A 19,781-nucleotide genomic window follows, 5' to 3' on the forward strand; every position below is an offset into this window, starting at 1 on the left:
CCTCTAGTCTACTCGATTCTGTAATGGTGCTATTTGTAGTGCTTCGACCACGTCTTCCAGCTTCATGCCTCTTGAGGCTTTGAACAAGACAACGTCTCTGGGATGTAGTTTCTCCAGTAGATAACGGGTCATTTCTTCTTTATCTATAAAAGCATGCACAGCCTCTGTAGGCATATGCTTGCTTGCTCCTTCAGCAATCTTGGCTGATAGCGGACCATATACCAGCACCATGTCCATTTTGGCCGATGTGATATACTCTCCGATTCCGTAATGCAGATCCTGCTCTTGGGGACCGAGTTCAAGCATATCACCAAGCACAGCCACTTTCATGCGGTATCCTTTCAGACCTTCTAGTACATCGATTGCGGCCTTCATGGAGGTTGGACTTGCATTGTATGCATCATTCAGCAGGGTTAGACCACTAACGCCTTGCGTAACCTCAATACGCATGCCTGTCAGTTTCAAGCGAGACAATCCCGCGGCAATCTGTTCCGTCGTCACTTTAAAATGACGGGCTACTGCCAAAGCAGCCAGACAGTTAACGACATTATGCGTTCCTAGCAGAGGTAGCGTAAAAGCATGTTCTCCAGACTGTTTGGTAGTGAAAACTACCCCGTTCTGCGCATTCATAAGTCCGGTAGGATAGTCATCATTATCGGTTTGCAGACCAAATGTAAACCGCTGCAATCCATCGGGTTGTTTCGTTGCGGGTTCTTCAAGGACTTGTGCAATTAAAGGCTCGTCTCCGTTGTAGATCAGTAACCCGCCAGGCTTCAATCCCGCAGCAATCTCGGCTTTGGCTCTGGCTATCTCCAGTCTGGACCCCAGCTGAAGCAGATGTGATTCACCAATATTGGTAATGACCGCTACATCAGGCTGCGCAATAACCGACAAATCGTTAATTTCCCCGCGACCACTCATACCCATCTCCAAAATGATAATCTCGGTATCCGGGTCCATGCTTAGTACAGTCAGCGGTAAACCAATGTGATTATTGAAGTTGCCTTGCGTCTTATGCACTTTGAACGTCGTTGAGAGAATGGCATCCACGATGTCCTTTGTTGTTGTCTTGCCGTTGCTGCCTGTAATGCCAACCACAGACGCTTTATTCTCCGTTAGATAAGCAGATGCGAGTGCTTGCAGTGCGACAAGTGTGTCGTCAACAACAATGACAGCTCCTTGTGGCGGAATACCATGATCCTTTTGCCAGATCGCCCCTGCAGCCCCCTTCTCTAGACAGGCTTGCACAAATTCGTGTCCGTCAAACCTTTCACCCACTAGCGGGATAAACAAACTGCCTTCCAGAGGTTTACGCGAATCGGTAAACACCCCTTCGACCATTACATTGCCATGAGCGGCAACGTCACTTAATGTTCCTCCACACATCTCGGCCAATTGTGCCAATGTTCTTTTTATCAATTGGATTTGCCCCTTATCGCTTCTTTGGCTATGATTCGGTCATCAAAATCGGTTTTGGTTGTGCCGATAATCTGATAGGTCTCGTGACCCTTACCCGCAATCAATACTACATCGGCTGGGCTTGCCATTTCAATAGCTTCATGAATGGCCTGGCGTCGATCCACAATCATCGTATAACGTTCAGCAGGAACGGATTCTTCAATCAGGCCCTGTTCAATGTCTTTGAGAATGAGATCCGGATCTTCTGTCCGTGGATTATCGGAAGTAACCAGTACAAAATCACTATAATTCGCAGCAATTTTCCCCATGAGAGGACGTTTGGTACGGTCCCTGTCACCACCACAGCCAAACACGCAGATTACACGCCCTTCGGCAAATTCTTTCACCGTCCGCAACACATTCTCCAGTCCATCCGGTGTATGGGCATAATCGACAATAACAGCAAATGGCTGTCCTTCGTCCACTCCTTCAACACGTCCATCCACGCCCGGAACCGTCTCCAGACTGCGCTTGATCTCTTCCAGCGGAATACCTTCCACCAGCGCTGCAGATATTGCTGCCATTGCATTGTACACATTGAATTTGCCTACCATGCGCAAGCGAATATCTGTGCTACCTGCAAATGTATCCACATGGAAAGAAGTTCCCTGAGACGTGATTGAGATTTGGGATGCGCGTACATCCGCCTTTTCACCCATGCCATATGTAATCACTTCAGCCGCAGTCACAGAGATGAAATAAGCCGCAGCCGGATCATCTGCATTGATGACAGCATATTTACGCTGTGTAACATCTTCCGTATAACCGTTACCCAGACGTGCAAAGAACAATCCTTTGGCCCCGCGATATTCCTCCATGGAATGGTGGTAGTCCAGATGATCTTGCGTCAGGTTAGTAAATACCGCAGTACGGAAATTCGTTCCCTTTACTCGCCCTTGTTCCAATGCGTGAGAAGAAACTTCCATAACACAGCAGTCCGTACCCTTCTGAACCATATCATGCAGACTACGCTGCAGATCAAGCGCCTCTGGTGTTGTTCCTGACATCGGGTAGGTGCGACCGTCATACCGCATTTGAATAGTACCGATCAATCCCGTCTTGCGTCCGTAATCACTCATGATTTTTTCAATCAAATAGGTGGTCGTTGTTTTTCCGTTCGTTCCCGTTACACCAATCATATTCATTTTCTGGCTTGGCGAGTCAAAAAAGAAATCTGCCAGAACAGCCATCGCAAATCGGCTGTCCTTCACCAGCAATTGTGGTACAGGCAGATCCAGCTGCCGTTCAACCACCAATGCAACTGCACCGGCATTTACAGCTTTTTCTGCATAATCATGACCATCTACCGTATGTCCCGGAAGACAGATAAACAGATCACCCGGTTTTACCTGCCGGGAATCTGTCTGAAGGTTTTGGCATTCTGTATTTGATTCGCCCACGAGGCGGGCGGTGGTCAGCATCGATGCAAATTGTTTTAAAAGCACATGAATAACCTCACTTTTCCAATTATACTTCTGTTTTAACATATGTCTGTATTTATTAATATCGTCAATACAACCCAATAATGAAACGCACTTGGATGAATTTTGTTGCGCTAGAAGCCTCAAACTACCCCTAAGCCCCGTTATTCATCCTTTGTGTGATCATGTGCATCGTTCAGTACATTCCCCATATAAATGCGGATAGTTGATCCCTGATCTACCCTCGCCCCAGGTTTGGGTGCCTGATTAATCACGTATTTACCACTGCCAGACTTCGCCAGCATAAAATTCATGTTCAGGTCTTCGTACAGATCTTCAACAGTAGCTCCTGTCAGGTCTGGGACTGTCACGATTTTGGTTTCACCATACTTGTATTCTTTGGCGACCTGATCCTTCCGAACAGGTACATTCATATAGTGCAAAGCATCTTCAAGGATGTTCTGTACAATCGGGGCGGCAACCACACCTCCGAACTGAATTCCTTTGGGATTATCAACTGCGGTATAGACCACAATCTGTGGATCATCTGCTGGTGCAAATCCGATAAAGGATACGATATGCTCGGTCGAGGAATAACGTCCGTTGATAACCTTCTGGGCTGTACCTGTTTTGCCACCGACCCGGTATCCATCAATGAATGCCGGACGCCCGGTACCTTTTGCGACAACACTCTCGAGTGCTTCACGTACTTGTTTGGATGTATTCTCCGAGATCACCTGACGAACCAGTTCCGGCTTGGCTTCTTCCATGACTTCTCCTGTGACCGGATGGACCCACGCTTTCGTAACATAAGGCTTGTAAAGTTTCCCCCCATTGATGGCCGCTGACACAGCTGCTACTTGCTGAATGGGCGTTACGGATACACCTTGACCAAAAGCCGTCGTTGCAAGCTCGACAGGTCCCACTCTGGACAGTTTGAACAGAATTCCACTGGCTTCTCCGCTAAGGTCGATCCCTGTCTTGGTACCGAAACCAAAGTCTTTAATATAGGAGAAGAGCGATTCTTTGCCCAGCCTCTGCCCCAAAGCCACAAAGCCCGGGTTACATGAGTTCTCCACAACTTGTAAGAAGGTCTGACTTCCGTGGCCGCCCTTTTTCCAGCAACGCAGACGGGCCCCACCCACCTCAACATATCCGGGATCAAAAAATTGATCCTGTTGCAGATTGACCTTTTTCTCTTCAAGCGCTGCTGCCAAAGTAATGATCTTAAATGTGGAGCCCGGCTCGTAGGTCATCCAGATCGGTAAATTTCGATTGTATATCTCCGCGGGATATTGCTGATAATCGGCAGGTTCGTATCCCGGCCTGCTGGACATCCCCAAAATTTCACCCGTTTTGGGATTCATCGCTATGGCCAATGCTGAGTTCGCCTGGAACTTCACCATGGCCTGATCCAGTTCTCTCTCCATGATGGACTGAATGGATTTATCAATGGTCAGCTTGAGGTTAAGGCCGTCCTTCGGTTCCACATACTTCTCGGATGAGCCCGGCATTAGCCTTCCGGCCGCATCGGACAAGTAGGACACACTGCCATTCAAACCATTCAGCTTATCATCATATTTCTTCTCGACACCCGTTAAGCCCTGATTATCAATGCCCGTAAAACCAAGAATATGGGCAGCCAAATCATCATAAGGATAAAAACGTTTATTGTCTTCAGCAACAACGATACCCGGAAGCTTCAAATCACGGATGCGCTGAGCTTTCTCCATCGTAATTTTGCGGCCGCCGGGTTGTAGTCGTACAATGAGTTCTCGTTTCTTGATGGTTGCGAGCACTTTTTCTTCCGTCATCCCAAGCAATGGGGCCAGCGCTTTAGCCGTCGTTTCAGCTTCTTTCACCTGAGCCGGAATGGCCATAATGGTTGGTGTTGTCACATTATAGGCCAGAGAGGTTCCATTTCGATCCAGGATCTCCCCTCGCTTGGCTGAGTAAGGAATATTACGCCGCCAGGATTCTTCTGCTTTTGCTGACAATTCAGGGCCTTCCCCGAGCTGTACATAAGCAAGCCTGATCATCAGAGCCGAAAATAACAAAACTAAAATCATTAAACTCCATAGCAACCTGCGCCGCAGATTTACGCTTGATCCCTTCACGAAAAGATCCCCCCACTCGTCCCAAAATCATGACATTCGTTCCATTCATGAATATTCAGGACAACCGGGGGTTAGAACAAGCTGTCAGAGCTCCCTAAGGAAGCGTAGCTCCGTTTGTTGCTGGATCGTCAGAGGATTCGGATTCATTGGCAGGAGCCTTGCTGTTATCTGTTTCGTCTGTTTCGTCGGTTTTAGCTTCTCCGGCCGAAGCCTCTTGTTCCTTCACTTCAGCTTCTGATGACGGATCAGAAGAGATTGGAGCCTCATCGGCTATACCTGTCACTGCAGCTTTAGCAGTTTGCAAGTTCAACTGCACAGTTCTCTGCTCACCTGCGACCTGCTCGGTTTGCTTCACGACATAACCCTCGCCCTTGACCGTAACCCCCACTTTCATGAGAGAAAGTACTTCTAGGGCATCCCGGAGAGATTCACCTGTTAGATCGGGAATCTTCATCTTGCTGCTTTCTTCCGTTAGCAGATAGATTCGTTGGCCTGGATTCATAGAGGCGCCAGCAACCGGATACTGCCGAATTACATTATCACCTTGACCAAGAGTCACATAAGCAATACCTGCGCTTAGAAGCTGGCTTCTGGCTTGTTTGGCTGTCTTGCCACTTAAGTCAGGCGCCTTGGCTTGCACGACAGAGACTTCTTTTGACTTTTTGTCAGGAGTTTTGGCTGTATCTTTGGGTATTCCCATGTATTGAAGAGTCTGGCTGACAATCTTTTTGAACACCGGCGCAGCTGCGGTTCCTCCCCCAATGTTGGTTCCATCCGGTTGGTCAATGACAACAAGTATAGCAATCTTCGGATTATTCACGGGCGCGAATCCAATAAACGATACAACGTCTTTTGACTTGCTGTATGCTCCGTTAACAACCTTTCTTGCTGTACCTGTCTTACCAGCTACACGGTAACCTTCAATATAGGCGTTACGACCGGTACCAATCGTTTGGTCTGCAACCACTTGTTCCAGATAACCGCTCACCAGTTTGGAAGATTCCTTGGAAATCACCTGACGAACAACTTTGGGTTTGATGACTTCCGTTGTTCCATCATTCGGGTTCTTGATCTCCTTCACTAGATGTGGCTCCAGCAATTTGCCGCCGTTGGCAATCGCAGAGATGGCTGCGACCTGTTGAATTGGTGTTACCTGTACAAGACCGTGACCGTAAGCAGCAGTAGCAATCTCGGATTTGTAAACCAGTGGCTTGATCGGGGAGGCTGCCTCATTTGGCAGATCAATACCCGTCTTTTTGCCGAAGCCGAATTCGTCTATGTAATGACGCAGACGTTCGCCGCCAAGCATGTTGTAACCCAAGTTAACAAAAGCAATGTTACTTGACCGTTTGACACCTTCGAGATACGAGATCCAACCATAGGAATGACCATTATCACTAATCGGGAAACCACCGATATACATGCGTTTGGATTCAAAACTTGCATTGGGATCGAAGAGTTTTTCTTCAACAGCCCCTGCTAGCGTAACTATTTTGAATGTACTACCTGGCTCATAGATGGATTGAGTAGCATGGTTGATAAAATTCTTTTGATCAGGTGTACTCCCATACGTATTCGGGTTAAAGGTTGGCCAGTTCGCCATCCCTAGAATCTCCATCGTGTTTGGGTCCGCGGCAATGACCGTCATGCTCAGTGGGTTATACTTGGCAACGGCTTCTTTCATTGCATCCTCAATGTAGAACTGGATCGTATCATCGATGGTCAGCGTAAGGTTCTTACCGTTCTGAGGTGGCAGATAGTTATCCTGTGAATCCGGAAGTTTAATGCCTTTGGCATCCTTCTGATAATTCAAATATCCATCTGTACCTGTCAGTGCTTCATCATATGAGACTTCAAGTCCATTGACAGCTTTCCCATCCCGGCTCATATATCCCAAGAGGTGAGAAGCAAGTGTTTCTTCAGGGTAAAAACGCTTCGACTCCTGAGCCATCACAATTGCATTACGAGCCTTGTACTCTTCTTGTAATTCCTCACGCAGTTCGTTGACTTTTTCCGCAAGCTCTGGACTTATCTTATATCCTTCACTGCGTACTTCACGTTGCTGAAAAAAATCGCCATTTTCTTTCTTCGCTGTGACTAGAGCACGCATCTCACTCTCATTTTTCCCAAGAAGGGCAGAGAGCTTCTCCGTAACAACATCCTGAATTCCGAGTTCATTAATTAATAACGGATTAACAGAAACCGTATACGCAGGGGCATCGGTAGCCAAAATATTACCATTTCGATCCGTAATCGTTCCACGTGCAGCCTTAATCGTCTGTTCCCGCTCTACCAAACCGGCTGCCCGTTCCTGCCATTCACCGCCATTCACAACCTGAATGAAAAAGATTCGGGTTACGAGTACAAGAAAAAAGAGGGTAATACATCCCCCTATAAGCAACGTGCGCATCTTTATTCTTTTTATCATCGGAACACCTCTTTACTTACTGCTTGCTGTATTCGAGGACGACTCAGTGCCAGTTGATTTCGTACTTGTTGAGCGAGGTACATAAATGACATCCTTACCGGAAGCTTCAACGTAACCAAGTTGTTTTGCATTTTCGATGACCTGGTTGTTCAATGTTTCTTTTTCCACTTGCAGGTCTGCAATCGTCTTTTCATACACCTTGATATCCGAAATAGTAGACTGCGCCTGCTTGTTCAGATCATAGATATGAGCATAACGAGACATCAAGGCTCCTCCAACAAGGATAACTGCAACCAGGGTAATCAGATACAAAATCTTCTCGCGTGCCGGAAGACCCGTACGACGGGTCACCACTTTGGTGGTTTCTTTGTATCGTTGCTGGGTCACACGTTCCTGGGACGCTTTTTCTTTTACAGCGAGATTACCACGTGTATATGCCATACTCCGATTCTCTCCTCCACTCTTGATCTACAATTTCTCGGCTACGCGCAGCTTGGCTGAACGAGCACGTGAATTTTCGGTCAATTCCGTTTCCGTTGGAATCAACGGTTTTCTGTTAACTAAACGCAGGGTCCCCTTGCCGCCGCATACACACAACGGAAAATCGGGTGGACATGTACATTTTTCCAGATAACTACTGAAAATCTGTTTACATATCCGATCCTCAAGGGAGTGGAAGGTAATAACAGATACACGTCCTCCTGGTGCCAGACAACGAACAGCCTGATGCAAGCCTTCTTCAAAGGCACCCAACTCATCGTTGACGGCAATGCGTAATGCCTGGAAGCTGCGTTTGGCAGGATGTCCACCAGTACGTCGAGCTGCCGCCGGGATGCCTTCCTTGATCAGTTCCACGAGTTCACCTGTCGTCTCAATGGTAGACTGCGCTCGTTTTCCGACGATAACACGGGCAATTCTTCTCGAAAACTTCTCTTCACCATAGCGATACAAAATTCGAGCAATCTCTTCTTCTGGCCACTCATTCACAATCTCTTTGGCCGTCAGCATTGCATCCTGGTCCATTCGCATATCGAGCGGAGCATCGTGATTGTAACTGAATCCACGTTCTCCTTCATCAAATTGCGGAGATGACACACCCAAGTCGTACAAAATACCGTCGACCTGTGGTGCACCATCCTTCATTGGTACATCCAGATCCTTGAGTACCTGTTCCAGATCCCGAAAATTGGTTTTCACCAATGTTACACGTTCTCCATAAGCTGCGAGCTTCTCGCGAGCATTATCCAAAGCCCAATCATCCTGATCAAGTGCGATCAGACGTCCCCCTGGACCGAGCTTGGAAGCAATCACGGAGCTATGTCCGCCACCGCCTAAAGTGCAGTCCACGTATATACCGTCCTGCTTGATGTTTAATCCCTCTGTTGCCTCTTCTTTGAGTACGGTTATGTGGTGAAACAACCTGCACCCCTCCTGACTTTATAAATCAAAATTAAAATCGACCAGCTTTTCGGCAATGTCGTTGAATGCTTCTTCGGATTGATTGAAATAACTCTCCCATATGCCTTTGCTCCAAATCTCCACCCGGTTCGACACGCCAAGAACAACACAATCCTTGTCCAGCTTGGCATACTCTCTTAAATTGCCCGGCAGATTTACCCTGCCCTGTTTGTCCAGTTCACATTCGGTTGCACCCGAGAAAAAAAACCGGGTAAACGCACGTGCATCAGATTTCATCAATGGCAGTGCTTTGAGCTTCTGTTCCATGACCCCCCACTCCTCCATGGGGTACACGAAAAGACACTGGTCCAAACCCCGTGTGACAACGAAAGACGGTCCCAGAGATTCGCGGAATTTAGCCGGAATGATCACCCGACCCTTATCATCAATGCTATGTTGGAACTCCCCCATAAACATTGGCCCACTCACTCCTCACCCGTTTCTCCCACTTTGCCCCACTTTCCACCACCTAAGCATAATAGATTCGCACAAAAAAATCAAAACCCTTCTTGCATGACTTGATTTTTTAATTTTTCAGCATAAAAAAAACGTCCTTGATCCTGTCACTCAGGATCAAAGACGCTTCCCTTAAACGGGCAATCGTATGTCTACCCGCACATGAGCCATATCATCAATAAACCATTCTATACCTATTGAATCATTTCATCAGCTTGTAATTATTGGATAGTGCTTAAAATTTCCAGCTATCCAGGTATTTCACTTGCTCAGCTGACAAGGAGTCGATGCCAATATTCAGGCTTTCAAGTTTATAGCTGGCAACCTGCTGGTCAATATCATAAGGTACATTAACAACGTTTTTACCCAAGTTTTCATAATTCTCACTTACATAACGCAGACCAAGCGCCTGCAGAGCAAACGTCGTATCCATGATTTCGGCAGGGTGACCATCTGCTGCACCCAGGTTCACAAGACGACCTTCTGCAAGAAGATACATTTTACGACCGTCTTTGAAACGATATTCCTCAATGTTGCGACGAACTGTGCGAATCGATTCGGAACGTTTAGCCAGTTCAGGTTTATTCACTTCAACATCAAAGTGACCTGCATTACTCAGGATCGCTCCGTCCTTCATCACATCGTAATGCTCACCTGTGATAACATCCTTATTGCCTGTAACTGCGATAAAGAAATCTCCCAATTTGGCGGCTTCCACCATCGTCATGACTCGGAACCCATCCATGTGTGCTTCTACCGCTTTGATTGGATCGATCTCGGTTACGATCACATTGGCACCAAGACCTTTGGCGCGCATGGCTACACCTTTACCACACCAGCCATAACCTGCTACCACTACGTTTTTACCAGCGATAACCAAGTTAGTTGTACGAATAATCCCGTCGAATGCAGATTGTCCAGTACCGTAGCGATTGTCAAACAGATACTTGCAGTATGCGTCATTAACCGCAACCATCGGAAACTTCAATTGGCCTTCTTTCGCCAATGCTTTCAAACGAATAATACCCGTTGTCGTTTCTTCTGCTCCTCCGCGAATGGTTGCTGCGAGGTCAGGGCGCTCGGATGCAATAATGGTTGCAAAGTCTCCACCATCATCAATAATGAGATCAGGCTTCACCTCAAGCGCACGCAGTTGCAGTGATTTGAATTCCGCAGGCTCCGGATTGTACTTCGCATACACCGTAACACCGTCTTCCACCAATGCTGCGCAAACATCATCTTGTGTAGACAATGGATTGCTATGCGTAATGGTTACTTCTGCACCACCCGCTTGGATCACTTTTGCCAAGTAAGCTGTTTTCGCTTCCAGATGAAGACAAATGGCAACCTTCAAACCTTTGAAGGGCAGATCCTGTTCGAACTGGCGACGAATGCGGTTTAGTACCGGCATATGCGCTTCTACCCAATCAATTTTCAGGTGACCCTCTGAAGCGAGTCCCATATCTTTAACAATACTGTTTTGCAATGCAGGTGTAGTCATTTCATATCCTCCTCGTTTATGTGTTTCTTCTATTATAAAGGGCTCTATAGTGCAATAACCTTGTGCTCTCCAAGGAATTCACTTGAGGCCTTAATCAGTTCATCGATCCACTCGGTGCCATAACGATTCAGGTAAAAGAGTGCATTATGTACTCGTTCCTGTGGTTTGCCCGTTGGGAATAAGGAGTTCTGAATGCCATTCCAGTGCCTTAGACTCACATTATGTTTATCTTCGATAGCTTTGTGAGTCTGCTGTTTCAGATACTGCATTTGCTCGTTGATTTTACTCAAATTGGTGTCACCAATTCGTTCCAGCCCAGGATGAATCTCCGCAATCTCATCTAGCAACGGTCCATACAGATCAAGAAACGCTTCCTGAACCTTGTCAAACTGTTCATCTACCTTGAACGTCTCCTGCTGTGCGAGCCATTGCTCCTTCTTTTCTTCCATATGATATTGAACATCCTGAAAAGAAAGTCCATATTGTTTCATATGTTTGTGATGAATATCTTCCATGATGGTGAAAGACAACCGCGGCAACAAAATGGGCATTTGCAGGCCGAACTGACGGAATGCTTCCCGAGTCAAACCCCAATATGCAATTTCACCTTGCCCCAAAATAACAGCGGCTACAGGCAACACGGAATCTTGCATTAATGGTCGTGTCAATACGTTGTTACTGAAGCGCTCCGGATGTTCTCCCAGTTCCTGAAGCAAACGTTCCTCTGAGAAAGAAACCAAACCTTTGCGATCACTATATAAACCGTCCTTCAACAACAAGAGTAGACGCGTACCTTCATGAATGTAGAACAGATTGGCTCCATCCTCCGCCACTTCGGCAGGCATAACATAACCAGCTTGTTGTACCAGCGCAGCACCTTGTGTGTATGCGCTGCGCAGTACTTCATTTTTTCGTATCAACCGCTCAAACACGGGCTGTTCCAACCTGCGTAAATCTGGATCCGATGCATCCATTAGAACAAGTCCACTACTGGCAAACAAGGCAGATATCATGCGGGCAAATGCATCACTCAGATTTGAACTGGATTGATGGATCTCTGAGATGCATTTCATCAGTCCTGGTTTATGTATCGTATCAGGTAAAAGATGTTCCACCTGTTCGAGTACATTCACCCACTGCTGCGAATCCACATGAACATTACTCACAGAATCCCTTCCTGCGAATCGTCCTTGTAACTTAACCTTCTTCATGTCTCCCTGATAATCAGGTAGATATGTGTGGTTAACCTCATCCCAGTCATGGTCTTCACCGGCAATCCAAAATACTGGGACTACCGGGCGTTGAAGTCTTTCTTCCGCTTCACGCGCAGCTGCCACTACGCTAGCGGCTTTGTATATGACGAACAGTGGTCCGGTGAGCAGACCGCTCTGCTGTCCTCCTGTAACCACTAGTGCATCTTGTTCTGCAAGACGTGTGATGGACGTATGAACCTCTCCATGGTCGTTCACCCGCTTATTATATATACGTAAATACTCTGCCAGATCACGACGATCAATACGTGTGTTTTCCGATTGGTCCAGCCACTCGGCACGCGCCTGAAGTCCTGATTCCCAGCGAATGTCATAATCGTAAAGGCCACGCGCAGCATCTCTTGAACAGATATAATCTTCTGCAAGTCTTGATCCGCTGCGGAGTGCCTCGGTAATACCGTTCATGAGGTCTGCCTCCTATTCTGCTTCAAAGAGCCTTTCTTGATTGTACCGAATTCAGGGCCGCTTCGTCAAAAGAAAGTAATTAAAATACGAAAAAAACCGCCGAACGAGTCGGCGGCATTTAATACATCAATAATAGCATATCGCTTTAATATTCCTATTATACGTAAGGTTCTGCAACCCAGTGACCTTTGGAAACCTCAATCAATTGAGAATTTTCCAGGTTGTACGGATCATTTGCAGGACCGCCAGATCCGTTCTGAATCGGGCTCATATGCTCTTCCGGCAGCAAGATGCGACGTTTGTTCGCTTCCACTTCCGGATCAGGTACAGGGATCGCGGAAAGCAATGTTTTGGTGTAAGGGTGGACAGGGTTCGCATATAGTTCTTCACTTTCTGCGAGCTCAACCACTTTACCCATGTACATTACAGCTACACGGTCACTGATATGTTTAACCATTGACAAGTCATGCGCAATAAACAGGTATGTCAAGCCGAGACGTTGCTGAAGTTCTTCAAGCAATTTAACGACCTGCGCCTGAATGGATACATCCAGTGCAGACAATGGCTCATCACAGATGATGAATTTAGGGTCTACAGCAAGCGCACGCGCAATCCCGATCCGTTGTCTTTGACCACCGGAGAATTCATGTGGATAACGAAGTGCATGACTTGGATTCAAACCTACCAGATCAAGCAGTTCCTCCACTCGTCTCTTGCGCTCTTTAGAGCTGGAAGCCAGACCATGAATATCGAGTGACTCCCCGATAATATCCATAACATTGAAACGCGGGTTAAGAGATGCATATGGATCTTGGAAGATCATCTGCATATCTTTACGCATTTCTTTCATTTTACGCGGAGACAACTTGTAGATATCCGTTCCGTTGAAGTTAACATTTCCGCCAGTTGGCTCATAAAGACGCAGAATGGTGCGACCTGTTGTGGATTTACCACAGCCAGACTCGCCTACAACGCCAAGTGTTTCACCTTCAAAGATATCAAAGCTTACGTCATTGACCGCTTTGAGAATGTTACCTTTACCCAAATTAAAGTACTGTTTCAAGTTTTTCACTTGTACCAGAGGCTTATTGCTGCCTTTGATAATACCAGCCGGAGCTGGTTTTTCCTTTTTGGGCTCGTCCAGACGTGGCAAAGCATTCAGCAATTTAATCGTGTATGGATGTTGAGGGTTACTAAAGATTTCAGCAGTTGTTCCTGTTTCAACAACTTCGCCTTCCTTCATAACAACAACACGGTCACACATACCCGCTACGACACCAAGGTCATGTGTAATCAGCATGATCGATGTTCCTAGCTTTTGCTGCATGTCTTTCATGACATCCAGAATTTGAGCCTGAATTGTAACGTCAAGTGCAGTTGTCGGTTCATCCGCAATCAGAAGGGATGGACGACATGCAAGCGCGATCGCAATCATGGCACGCTGACGCATACCACCAGAGAATTGGTGAGGATAATGATTCATGCGAATAGCCGCATTTTTAATACCTACAAGTTCAAGCATCTCCAAAGCCGCTTTATTCGCCGCTTGTTTGGACATGTTCTGATGCTTGCGCAATACTTCGGTAATTTGTTTACCAATTTTAATGGTAGGATTCAATGAAGTCATTGGATCTTGGAAGATCATACCGATATCTTTACCACGAATCGCTTCCATTTGTTTGTCTGTCTTATTCAGCAGGTCTTGCCCGTGAAAAGTAATTTCTCCGCTTTTGACCTTCGAAGGCGGGGAGGGAATCAATTTCATGATGGTTTGGGCGGTAACACTCTTACCACTACCCGATTCACCTACGATCCCCAGCGTCTCTCCTTTGCCAAGTTCAAAACTCACATGTTTAACGGCATCAAATTCACCAGAACGTGTTGAGAACGACACACTCAGGTCTTTGACAGTTAAAATCGGCTCCATAATCCCACCTCCTGTTTCTATTTACGTAATTTCGGATCGAGTGCGTCACGCAGACCGTCTCCGAGCAAGTTAAATGCAAGCATTGTAAGAACCATTAGACCTGCTGGGAACCACATCCGCCACGGGAATAGCGTCCAGCCTGTAAGTGCATCATTGATCATAGAACCAAGTGAAGATCTTGGTGCTGATACACCCAATCCAAGGAAGCTCAGGAACGCTTCAGCAAAGATTGCATTTGGAATGGACAACGTCAATGTTACAAGAATCGGTCCTATTGCATTGGGCAACAAATGACGGAACAATTGACGCCCTGTGCTTGCTCCCATGGACCTTGCAGCAAGAATAAAGTCTCTGTTTTTGAGTTGCATAATTTCACCACGCACAATCCATGACATGCTGATCCAGCCTGTGATGGTGAGGGCAATGATAATCGTTGTCAGACTTGGTTCCAGTACAACCAGCAACAAAATTACAACAAGCATGTACGGCAAGGAGTAGAGAATTTCGGAAAACTTGTTCATAATTCCATCTACACGTCCACCGTAGAAACCCATGATCGCTCCATAAATAACCCCGATAACAAGGTCAATCAAGGCTGCGGCCAAACCTACAGTAAGGGATACACGTGCTCCTACCCAAGTTCTTACCCACACGTCGCGACCAAGCTCGTCCGTGCCGAACCAGTGCTCCGCACTCGGTGCTGCATTGGCATTCAACAAATCATTGGAATAATAATTATAACTTGTAAACAAAGAAGTTGGACCAATCAAAGAGAAAATCACGACAAGAACTAACACGCTCAGACTGATCATTGCAGCCTTATTGGTTGCAAGTCTGTACATGGCATCTTTAAAAAGGGATACACTTTCTTGCGGTTTAACCGCTGCCTGACTAGTCAGGTTCGTGTTCGCCGTTTCATTCTTTTTATTATTCGTGCCAGACAACGTTATGCCCCCTTCCGGCTTTCCAGCTTAATTCTAGGATCAATCAGCACGTAAGCGATATCCGTAAAGAAACGAGCCAACATCAGGAGGATACCATAGAAAATTGTGATCCCCATGATCATAGTGTAATCACGGTTTGTGATACTCTCTACGAATACTTTACCAATTCCCCCGATGTTAAAGATCTGTTCAATTACAACGGAACCTGTGATGATATTCGCTGTCATTGGACCAACATAAGTTACTACTGGTAGAATACCGTTTCTTACAACGTGTTTAAACATAATTGCAGGCCATTTCAGACCTTTGGCTTTAGCTGTTTTGATATAATCTGCATGTAAGACTTCAAGCATGCTCGAACGCGTCAAACGAGCGATAAAAGCAATCGGAGATGCAGATAGCGCTGCAACCGGAAGAACGTAATCCAATGGACCATCAAAGCCCATAACGTTAAACCAGCCTAATTTAGTAGCAAAGAGATACTGCAATAGTGACGCAAGCAAGAAGCTCGGAACAGCTATCCCTATGACTGCCAGGATCATCGTGATATCATCAATGAGTTTACGATGGTAAACTGCAGCAATAAGGCCCAGCAGAACACCCACGATAATGGAGATAACAATTGCAAACACTCCAAGCTTCAGTGAAGCGGTGAATGTTTCGCCGATCATTCCGGCTACATCTCGATTGAGATATTTCATTGAGACTCCGAAATCTCCCTTAATGATTCCACCCATATACTTCAGGTATTGTTCATACATCGGTTTGTCCAATCCATACTTCTGTTCCAGCAAGACCCGAATTTCAGGCGATACTTTTTTCTCAGATGTAAAAGGGTCACCCGGAATAGCCTTCATCAGGAAGAAGGTTGCAGATGCGAGTATGAAAAGCGATAGCAGCATAAATAATAGTTTTTTCAACACATACTTAACCAACCCTTGCACACCTCCACAAACAATATTTTGTATACAAATCGATTGTAGAATTAGACAGAAATAAAGTCCAATCCATTTATCGGAAATTTCAAGAATTATAAGGAAAATCGGTGCACATACAAAAAATCGGGATATATATGGAATTCCACATATATATCCCGAAGTATTCATATTAGACTTCAGAACAACTTATTTCTCTTCCAGATATGCACGAGTGTAGTCAATAGCTCCACTGAAATCAAGTTGTACACCTTTCAGGTAAGGCTTAGTCAAAGATACGTTAGTGTAATAATAGATTGGCATAACGCCCATTTCATCTTGAATCAGGATTTTCTCAGCGTCAGCAAATGCAGCCATACGTGCAGCTGGATCAGCAGATTTTACAGTTTCTTTAACATCTTTGTCATACTGTTCGTTGCTGAATTTGGAATCATTGTTTGTGTTTCCAGTAGTCCACATTTCCAAGAAGTTGTATGGATCGTTGTAGTCAGCAGACCAACCTGCACGAGCTACTTGGAAGTTTTGGTTTTGACGGTTCTCAAGGAATACGCCCCACTCTTGGTTTTCTGTTTTCACATCAACACCAAGATTTTGTTTCCACATGTCAGCAACCGCCAAAGCGATTTTTGCGTGGCCATCACTAGTGTTGTAGATCAACGTAACAGCTGGCAATGTTGTGTAACCTTCTTCTTTCATACCTTCAGCAAGCAATGCTTTAGCTTCTTCAACATTTTCAGTGAAGTAATCGTCTTTGTGCTCATCACGGAATTCGCCGTTTTCACCACGGATACCTGGAGGTACAAAGCCGAATGCTGGAATTTGTCCACCTTGTGTAACTTTGTCAACAATCAGCTGACGCTGAATTGCCATTGCAAATGCTTTACGGATTTTAACGTTGTTAAATGGTGCTTCGTTTACGTTGAACTGATAGTAGTACGTACTTGCAATACCAGTAGCTTTGAACTCGTCCGGCAATTCCGCTTTTACAGAAGGAATTTGGTCGGATGGAATTTCACCGTTAGGTGCACCAGTGTAGTCCAATTGTCCTGATTTGTAAGCTTGCAGTTCGGAAGCACTGCTGTTTGTCAGAGACATATCGATTTCAGCCAATTTAATATCGGCAGCTGCATGGTAACCATCGTTTTTCTTCACAACAATTTTTTGACCTTTAGAGTATTGATCCATTACAAATGGTCCGTTAACGATCATGTTTTTGTAGTCTGTGAAGAATTTGTCATTTGTGTCTGCAGATGCATGTACTGGGTAGTACGTGTAGAATGCTGTCAGACCCAAGAAGTAAGGTGTTGGGTTTTCCAACGTTACTTCCAATGTGTGCTCATCAGTAGCTTTAACGCCTACTTGTGAGAAATCTGTGACTTTAGTACCTTTGTATGTTTCATCTTTGCTGAGGTTGTAACCTTCAGCGCCTTTAATATAGTACAATTGGTATGCATATGGAGAAGCTGTTTCCGGTTTCAAAGCACGTTCCCAAGAACGAACAAAGTCTTCGGCAGTGATTGCATCACCGTTGCTCCATTTAGCTTCCGGGTTCAGGTTGAAAACATATTTCAAACCATCTTCGGAGATTGTCCAGTCTTTAGCTACGCCCGCTTGTTCTTTACCATCAGCATCGATGCGTACAAGACCTTCATACAAGAATTTCAGAACTGTGTTGGTTTGGCTGTCTTTTGCTTGAGCCGGGTCCAACGTAGGAGGTTCAGCTGACAGGTTGATTTTCAGAATTTGATCTTTAGCAAGACCATTTCCTTCGTTTGCAGAACCAGTATCGGTGTTACCTGTGCCTTCGTTTTTCGATCCGCACGCTGCAAGTACGGTACCGAACGCCAAAATCAGCGTCAAAAGGACTAATAGACTTTTCCTTTTCATCTAACACGTTCCCCCTAAATTGATATGGTTTATATGTTTATAGATTATACAACCACCGGTCAAAAAAATCTACATTACTTTTTCAGAAAGTAATGTTTTTTTCAGTTTTCGACAAAATCGACACATTTTTTGCCTCTTATGCGTTATGTAACCTTACATCTGTTGCATGAAGTATCTAAATAATCCAAATAAAGTAAACAAAACATACCCGAAACTCATGATGACGAAAGACATGCGCCATACGGCCCGGAACATTCTACCCCTATCGACCTTCCCTTTTAGTCGATTTTGCGCACCCCCGATGAATCCAAGTGCTACTAGTATGAGTATTAATGTCAGATAAAAACCAAAATTCGAATCAAATGTTAAGTTGAATAACGCTGAAACTGAAAATACAAGAAAAAAAGTGGTTACATCCATTGCCATTCGCAATGCTTTACGTTTGTCTTTTTTCCATACGTACATGCCCCAATAGACAAGAAAGAACGGAAAAAAGGGCAAAATGCTCAACACAATAAAAAGTCCCATTAATTCACTCCTTCCGGTTGCATTCCTTCAATCAGATGAAGCAGTATTTCATGTGTAGGTGCAAAAAGGTCCAACTTCTGTGCCATTCTTACAATATGACCGTTAATTGACCTCACTTCTGTACCACGTCCAGCGAGAACATCTGCAAGCATGGAGGAAGTATTCGTGGCAGTAGAACGACAGACCGATATCAGTTGATCCCACATATCCTGATCCAAACATATTCCACTTGCAGAGTAGATTAACAATACTTCATCATATAACTGGCGCATTAGCCTCTTTCGTTCTTCCTTGACGATCAATTCTCCATTAGGGATTCGCCATAGTGCCGTGAGCGGGTTAATGACTGAATTAATCAATAGTTTCCTGTATATCAGCTTATCGATTTCATTCGACACTGTACAGTCAAATCCTGCCTGCTGCAACGATCCCGACAGAGTAAATGTTCTCTTCTCCTCTATAGAGGTAGAAGCTCCTATATGTATGTTGTACCTCCCCAGCCTAGTTTCACCTGTACCTGCACGAGTCACCTGACTTTGTGTTCGCTTCGCACCTTCTGTTGTAACCGCACTACACAGAAGCGACTTTGGCAAAGCTGCTTGAAGTTTTGTAAGATGGCCCATCCCATTCTGAAAACAAGCGACATTCAGCACATGATCTTGTAATGGACTAATCTCATGAATGAAATCATCAATGCTTGTCTGCTTAACCATGAGCAATAACCATTCTCCTGGTTTTTTCTTCCATGTGTCAGTCAGCTTACTTATTGGTTTCGCCTGTAATTGATCCGGTAGAATATGTATTTCCTCGTCTTGTTCCACAATGATTACTCCATTATGGCTGAGGAGGTCTGCCTGAGCTGCTGTTCTCGTCCAAAACCTGACCTGGTTACCTGACGCCAGCAGTTTCCCGCCATACAAAAGACCAAGTGCTCCCGCTCCTACGATGTCAATGATCATATGATGCACTCCTCTCCGCTTCAGTAGTTTCTCTTCTATTATCTATAATAGAACAAAAACACCAAACTAAAAACCCGTCATACCTG

At 45.4% G+C, this 19,781-nt stretch carries 15 protein-coding genes; all 15 read right to left on the reverse strand.

The window, feature by feature from the left end:
- Positions 1–3: 3 nt before the first annotated feature.
- The 15 genes from C170_RS24055 to C170_RS24125 all read right to left on the reverse strand — a co-directional run bounded on the left by C170_RS24055 (position 4) and on the right by C170_RS24125 (position 19,695).
- Complete coding sequence (locus C170_RS24055; RefSeq protein WP_036614967.1) at positions 4–1,416, reverse strand: UDP-N-acetylmuramoyl-tripeptide--D-alanyl-D-alanine ligase; 1,413 nt, start codon at positions 1,414–1,416, stop codon at positions 4–6.
- Positions 1,416–2,903, reverse strand: a complete 1,488-nt coding sequence (locus tag C170_RS24060) for a UDP-N-acetylmuramoyl-L-alanyl-D-glutamate--2,6-diaminopimelate ligase (RefSeq protein ID WP_036614878.1) — start codon at positions 2,901–2,903, stop codon at positions 1,416–1,418. The genes C170_RS24055 and C170_RS24060 overlap by 1 nt, the downstream gene beginning before the upstream one ends.
- 140 nt (positions 2,904–3,043) lie before the next feature.
- Positions 3,044–4,996 (reverse strand): stage V sporulation protein D, encoded by a 1,953-nt coding sequence (locus C170_RS24065; protein WP_036614879.1) that lies wholly within the window; start codon positions 4,994–4,996, stop codon positions 3,044–3,046.
- A 94-nt stretch (positions 4,997–5,090) separates the two neighbouring features.
- The gene (locus C170_RS24070; protein WP_036614880.1) at positions 5,091–7,424 is read right to left on the reverse strand and encodes a penicillin-binding transpeptidase domain-containing protein; all 2,334 of its coding nucleotides are present in this window, start codon (positions 7,422–7,424) and stop codon (positions 5,091–5,093) included.
- Between the two features lie 12 nt (positions 7,425–7,436).
- On the reverse strand, positions 7,437–7,865 hold the full coding sequence (locus C170_RS24075) for a hypothetical protein (RefSeq protein ID WP_036614881.1): 429 nt from the start codon (positions 7,863–7,865) through the stop codon (positions 7,437–7,439).
- A gap of 27 nt (positions 7,866–7,892) precedes the next feature.
- Positions 7,893–8,843, reverse strand: coding sequence for a 16S rRNA (cytosine(1402)-N(4))-methyltransferase RsmH (rsmH, locus tag C170_RS24080; RefSeq protein WP_036614882.1), 951 nt, complete (start codon positions 8,841–8,843; stop codon positions 7,893–7,895).
- 18 nt (positions 8,844–8,861) lie between these two features.
- Positions 8,862–9,299: a division/cell wall cluster transcriptional repressor MraZ gene (gene mraZ / locus C170_RS24085; RefSeq protein ID WP_017687291.1), complete on the reverse strand. Its 438-nt coding sequence runs from the start codon at positions 9,297–9,299 to the stop codon at positions 8,862–8,864.
- A gap of 274 nt (positions 9,300–9,573) precedes the next feature.
- Positions 9,574–10,839, reverse strand: a complete 1,266-nt coding sequence (locus C170_RS24090) for an adenosylhomocysteinase (protein WP_036614885.1) — start codon at positions 10,837–10,839, stop codon at positions 9,574–9,576.
- A 44-nt stretch (positions 10,840–10,883) separates the two neighbouring features.
- Positions 10,884–12,515, reverse strand: a complete 1,632-nt coding sequence (bshC, locus tag C170_RS24095) for a bacillithiol biosynthesis cysteine-adding enzyme BshC (protein WP_036614888.1) — start codon at positions 12,513–12,515, stop codon at positions 10,884–10,886.
- A gap of 157 nt (positions 12,516–12,672) precedes the next feature.
- A complete protein-coding gene (locus C170_RS31620; RefSeq protein ID WP_036614890.1) occupies positions 12,673–14,442 on the reverse strand; it encodes an ABC transporter ATP-binding protein in 1,770 nt (589 codons plus the stop codon).
- A gap of 17 nt (positions 14,443–14,459) precedes the next feature.
- Positions 14,460–15,341, reverse strand: coding sequence for an ABC transporter permease (locus C170_RS24105; protein ID WP_370511422.1), 882 nt, complete (start codon positions 15,339–15,341; stop codon positions 14,460–14,462).
- 47 nt (positions 15,342–15,388) lie between these two features.
- Positions 15,389–16,321, reverse strand: a complete 933-nt coding sequence (locus C170_RS24110; RefSeq protein ID WP_036614893.1) for an ABC transporter permease — start codon at positions 16,319–16,321, stop codon at positions 15,389–15,391.
- A 189-nt stretch (positions 16,322–16,510) separates the two neighbouring features.
- On the reverse strand, positions 16,511–18,208 hold the full coding sequence (locus C170_RS24115) for a peptide ABC transporter substrate-binding protein (RefSeq protein ID WP_036614896.1): 1,698 nt from the start codon (positions 18,206–18,208) through the stop codon (positions 16,511–16,513).
- A gap of 153 nt (positions 18,209–18,361) precedes the next feature.
- Positions 18,362–18,736 (reverse strand): DUF3397 domain-containing protein, encoded by a 375-nt coding sequence (locus C170_RS24120; protein WP_036614898.1) that lies wholly within the window; start codon positions 18,734–18,736, stop codon positions 18,362–18,364.
- Complete coding sequence (locus C170_RS24125; protein ID WP_036614900.1) at positions 18,736–19,695, reverse strand: ketopantoate reductase family protein; 960 nt, start codon at positions 19,693–19,695, stop codon at positions 18,736–18,738. The genes C170_RS24120 and C170_RS24125 overlap by 1 nt, the downstream gene beginning before the upstream one ends.
- Positions 19,696–19,781: the final 86 nt, after the last annotated feature.

The organism is Paenibacillus sp. FSL H7-689, assembly GCF_000517905.1.
In the GTDB taxonomy this organism is placed as follows: domain Bacteria; phylum Bacillota; class Bacilli; order Paenibacillales; family Paenibacillaceae; genus Paenibacillus; species Paenibacillus amylolyticus.

What these genes read in the sequence shown, in the direction of transcription:
- C170_RS31620 (WP_036614890.1), bottom strand. Translation starts at nt 14,442, where the DNA reads ATGGAGCCGATTTTAACTGTCAAAGACCTGAGTGTGTCGTTCTCAACA.
- bshC (WP_036614888.1), bottom strand. Translation starts at nt 12,515, where the DNA reads ATGAACGGTATTACCGAGGCACTCCGCAGCGGATCAAGACTTGCAGAA.
- mraZ (WP_017687291.1), bottom strand. Translation starts at nt 9,299, where the DNA reads ATGTTTATGGGGGAGTTCCAACATAGCATTGATGATAAGGGTCGGGTG.
- C170_RS24115 (WP_036614896.1), bottom strand. Translation starts at nt 18,208, where the DNA reads ATGAAAAGGAAAAGTCTATTAGTCCTTTTGACGCTGATTTTGGCGTTC.
- C170_RS24090 (WP_036614885.1), bottom strand. Translation starts at nt 10,839, where the DNA reads ATGACTACACCTGCATTGCAAAACAGTATTGTTAAAGATATGGGACTC.
- C170_RS24120 (WP_036614898.1), bottom strand. Translation starts at nt 18,736, where the DNA reads ATGGGACTTTTTATTGTGTTGAGCATTTTGCCCTTTTTTCCGTTCTTT.
- C170_RS24075 (WP_036614881.1), bottom strand. Translation starts at nt 7,865, where the DNA reads ATGGCATATACACGTGGTAATCTCGCTGTAAAAGAAAAAGCGTCCCAG.
- C170_RS24070 (WP_036614880.1), bottom strand. Translation starts at nt 7,424, where the DNA reads ATGATAAAAAGAATAAAGATGCGCACGTTGCTTATAGGGGGATGTATT.
- C170_RS24125 (WP_036614900.1), bottom strand. Translation starts at nt 19,695, where the DNA reads ATGATCATTGACATCGTAGGAGCGGGAGCACTTGGTCTTTTGTATGGC.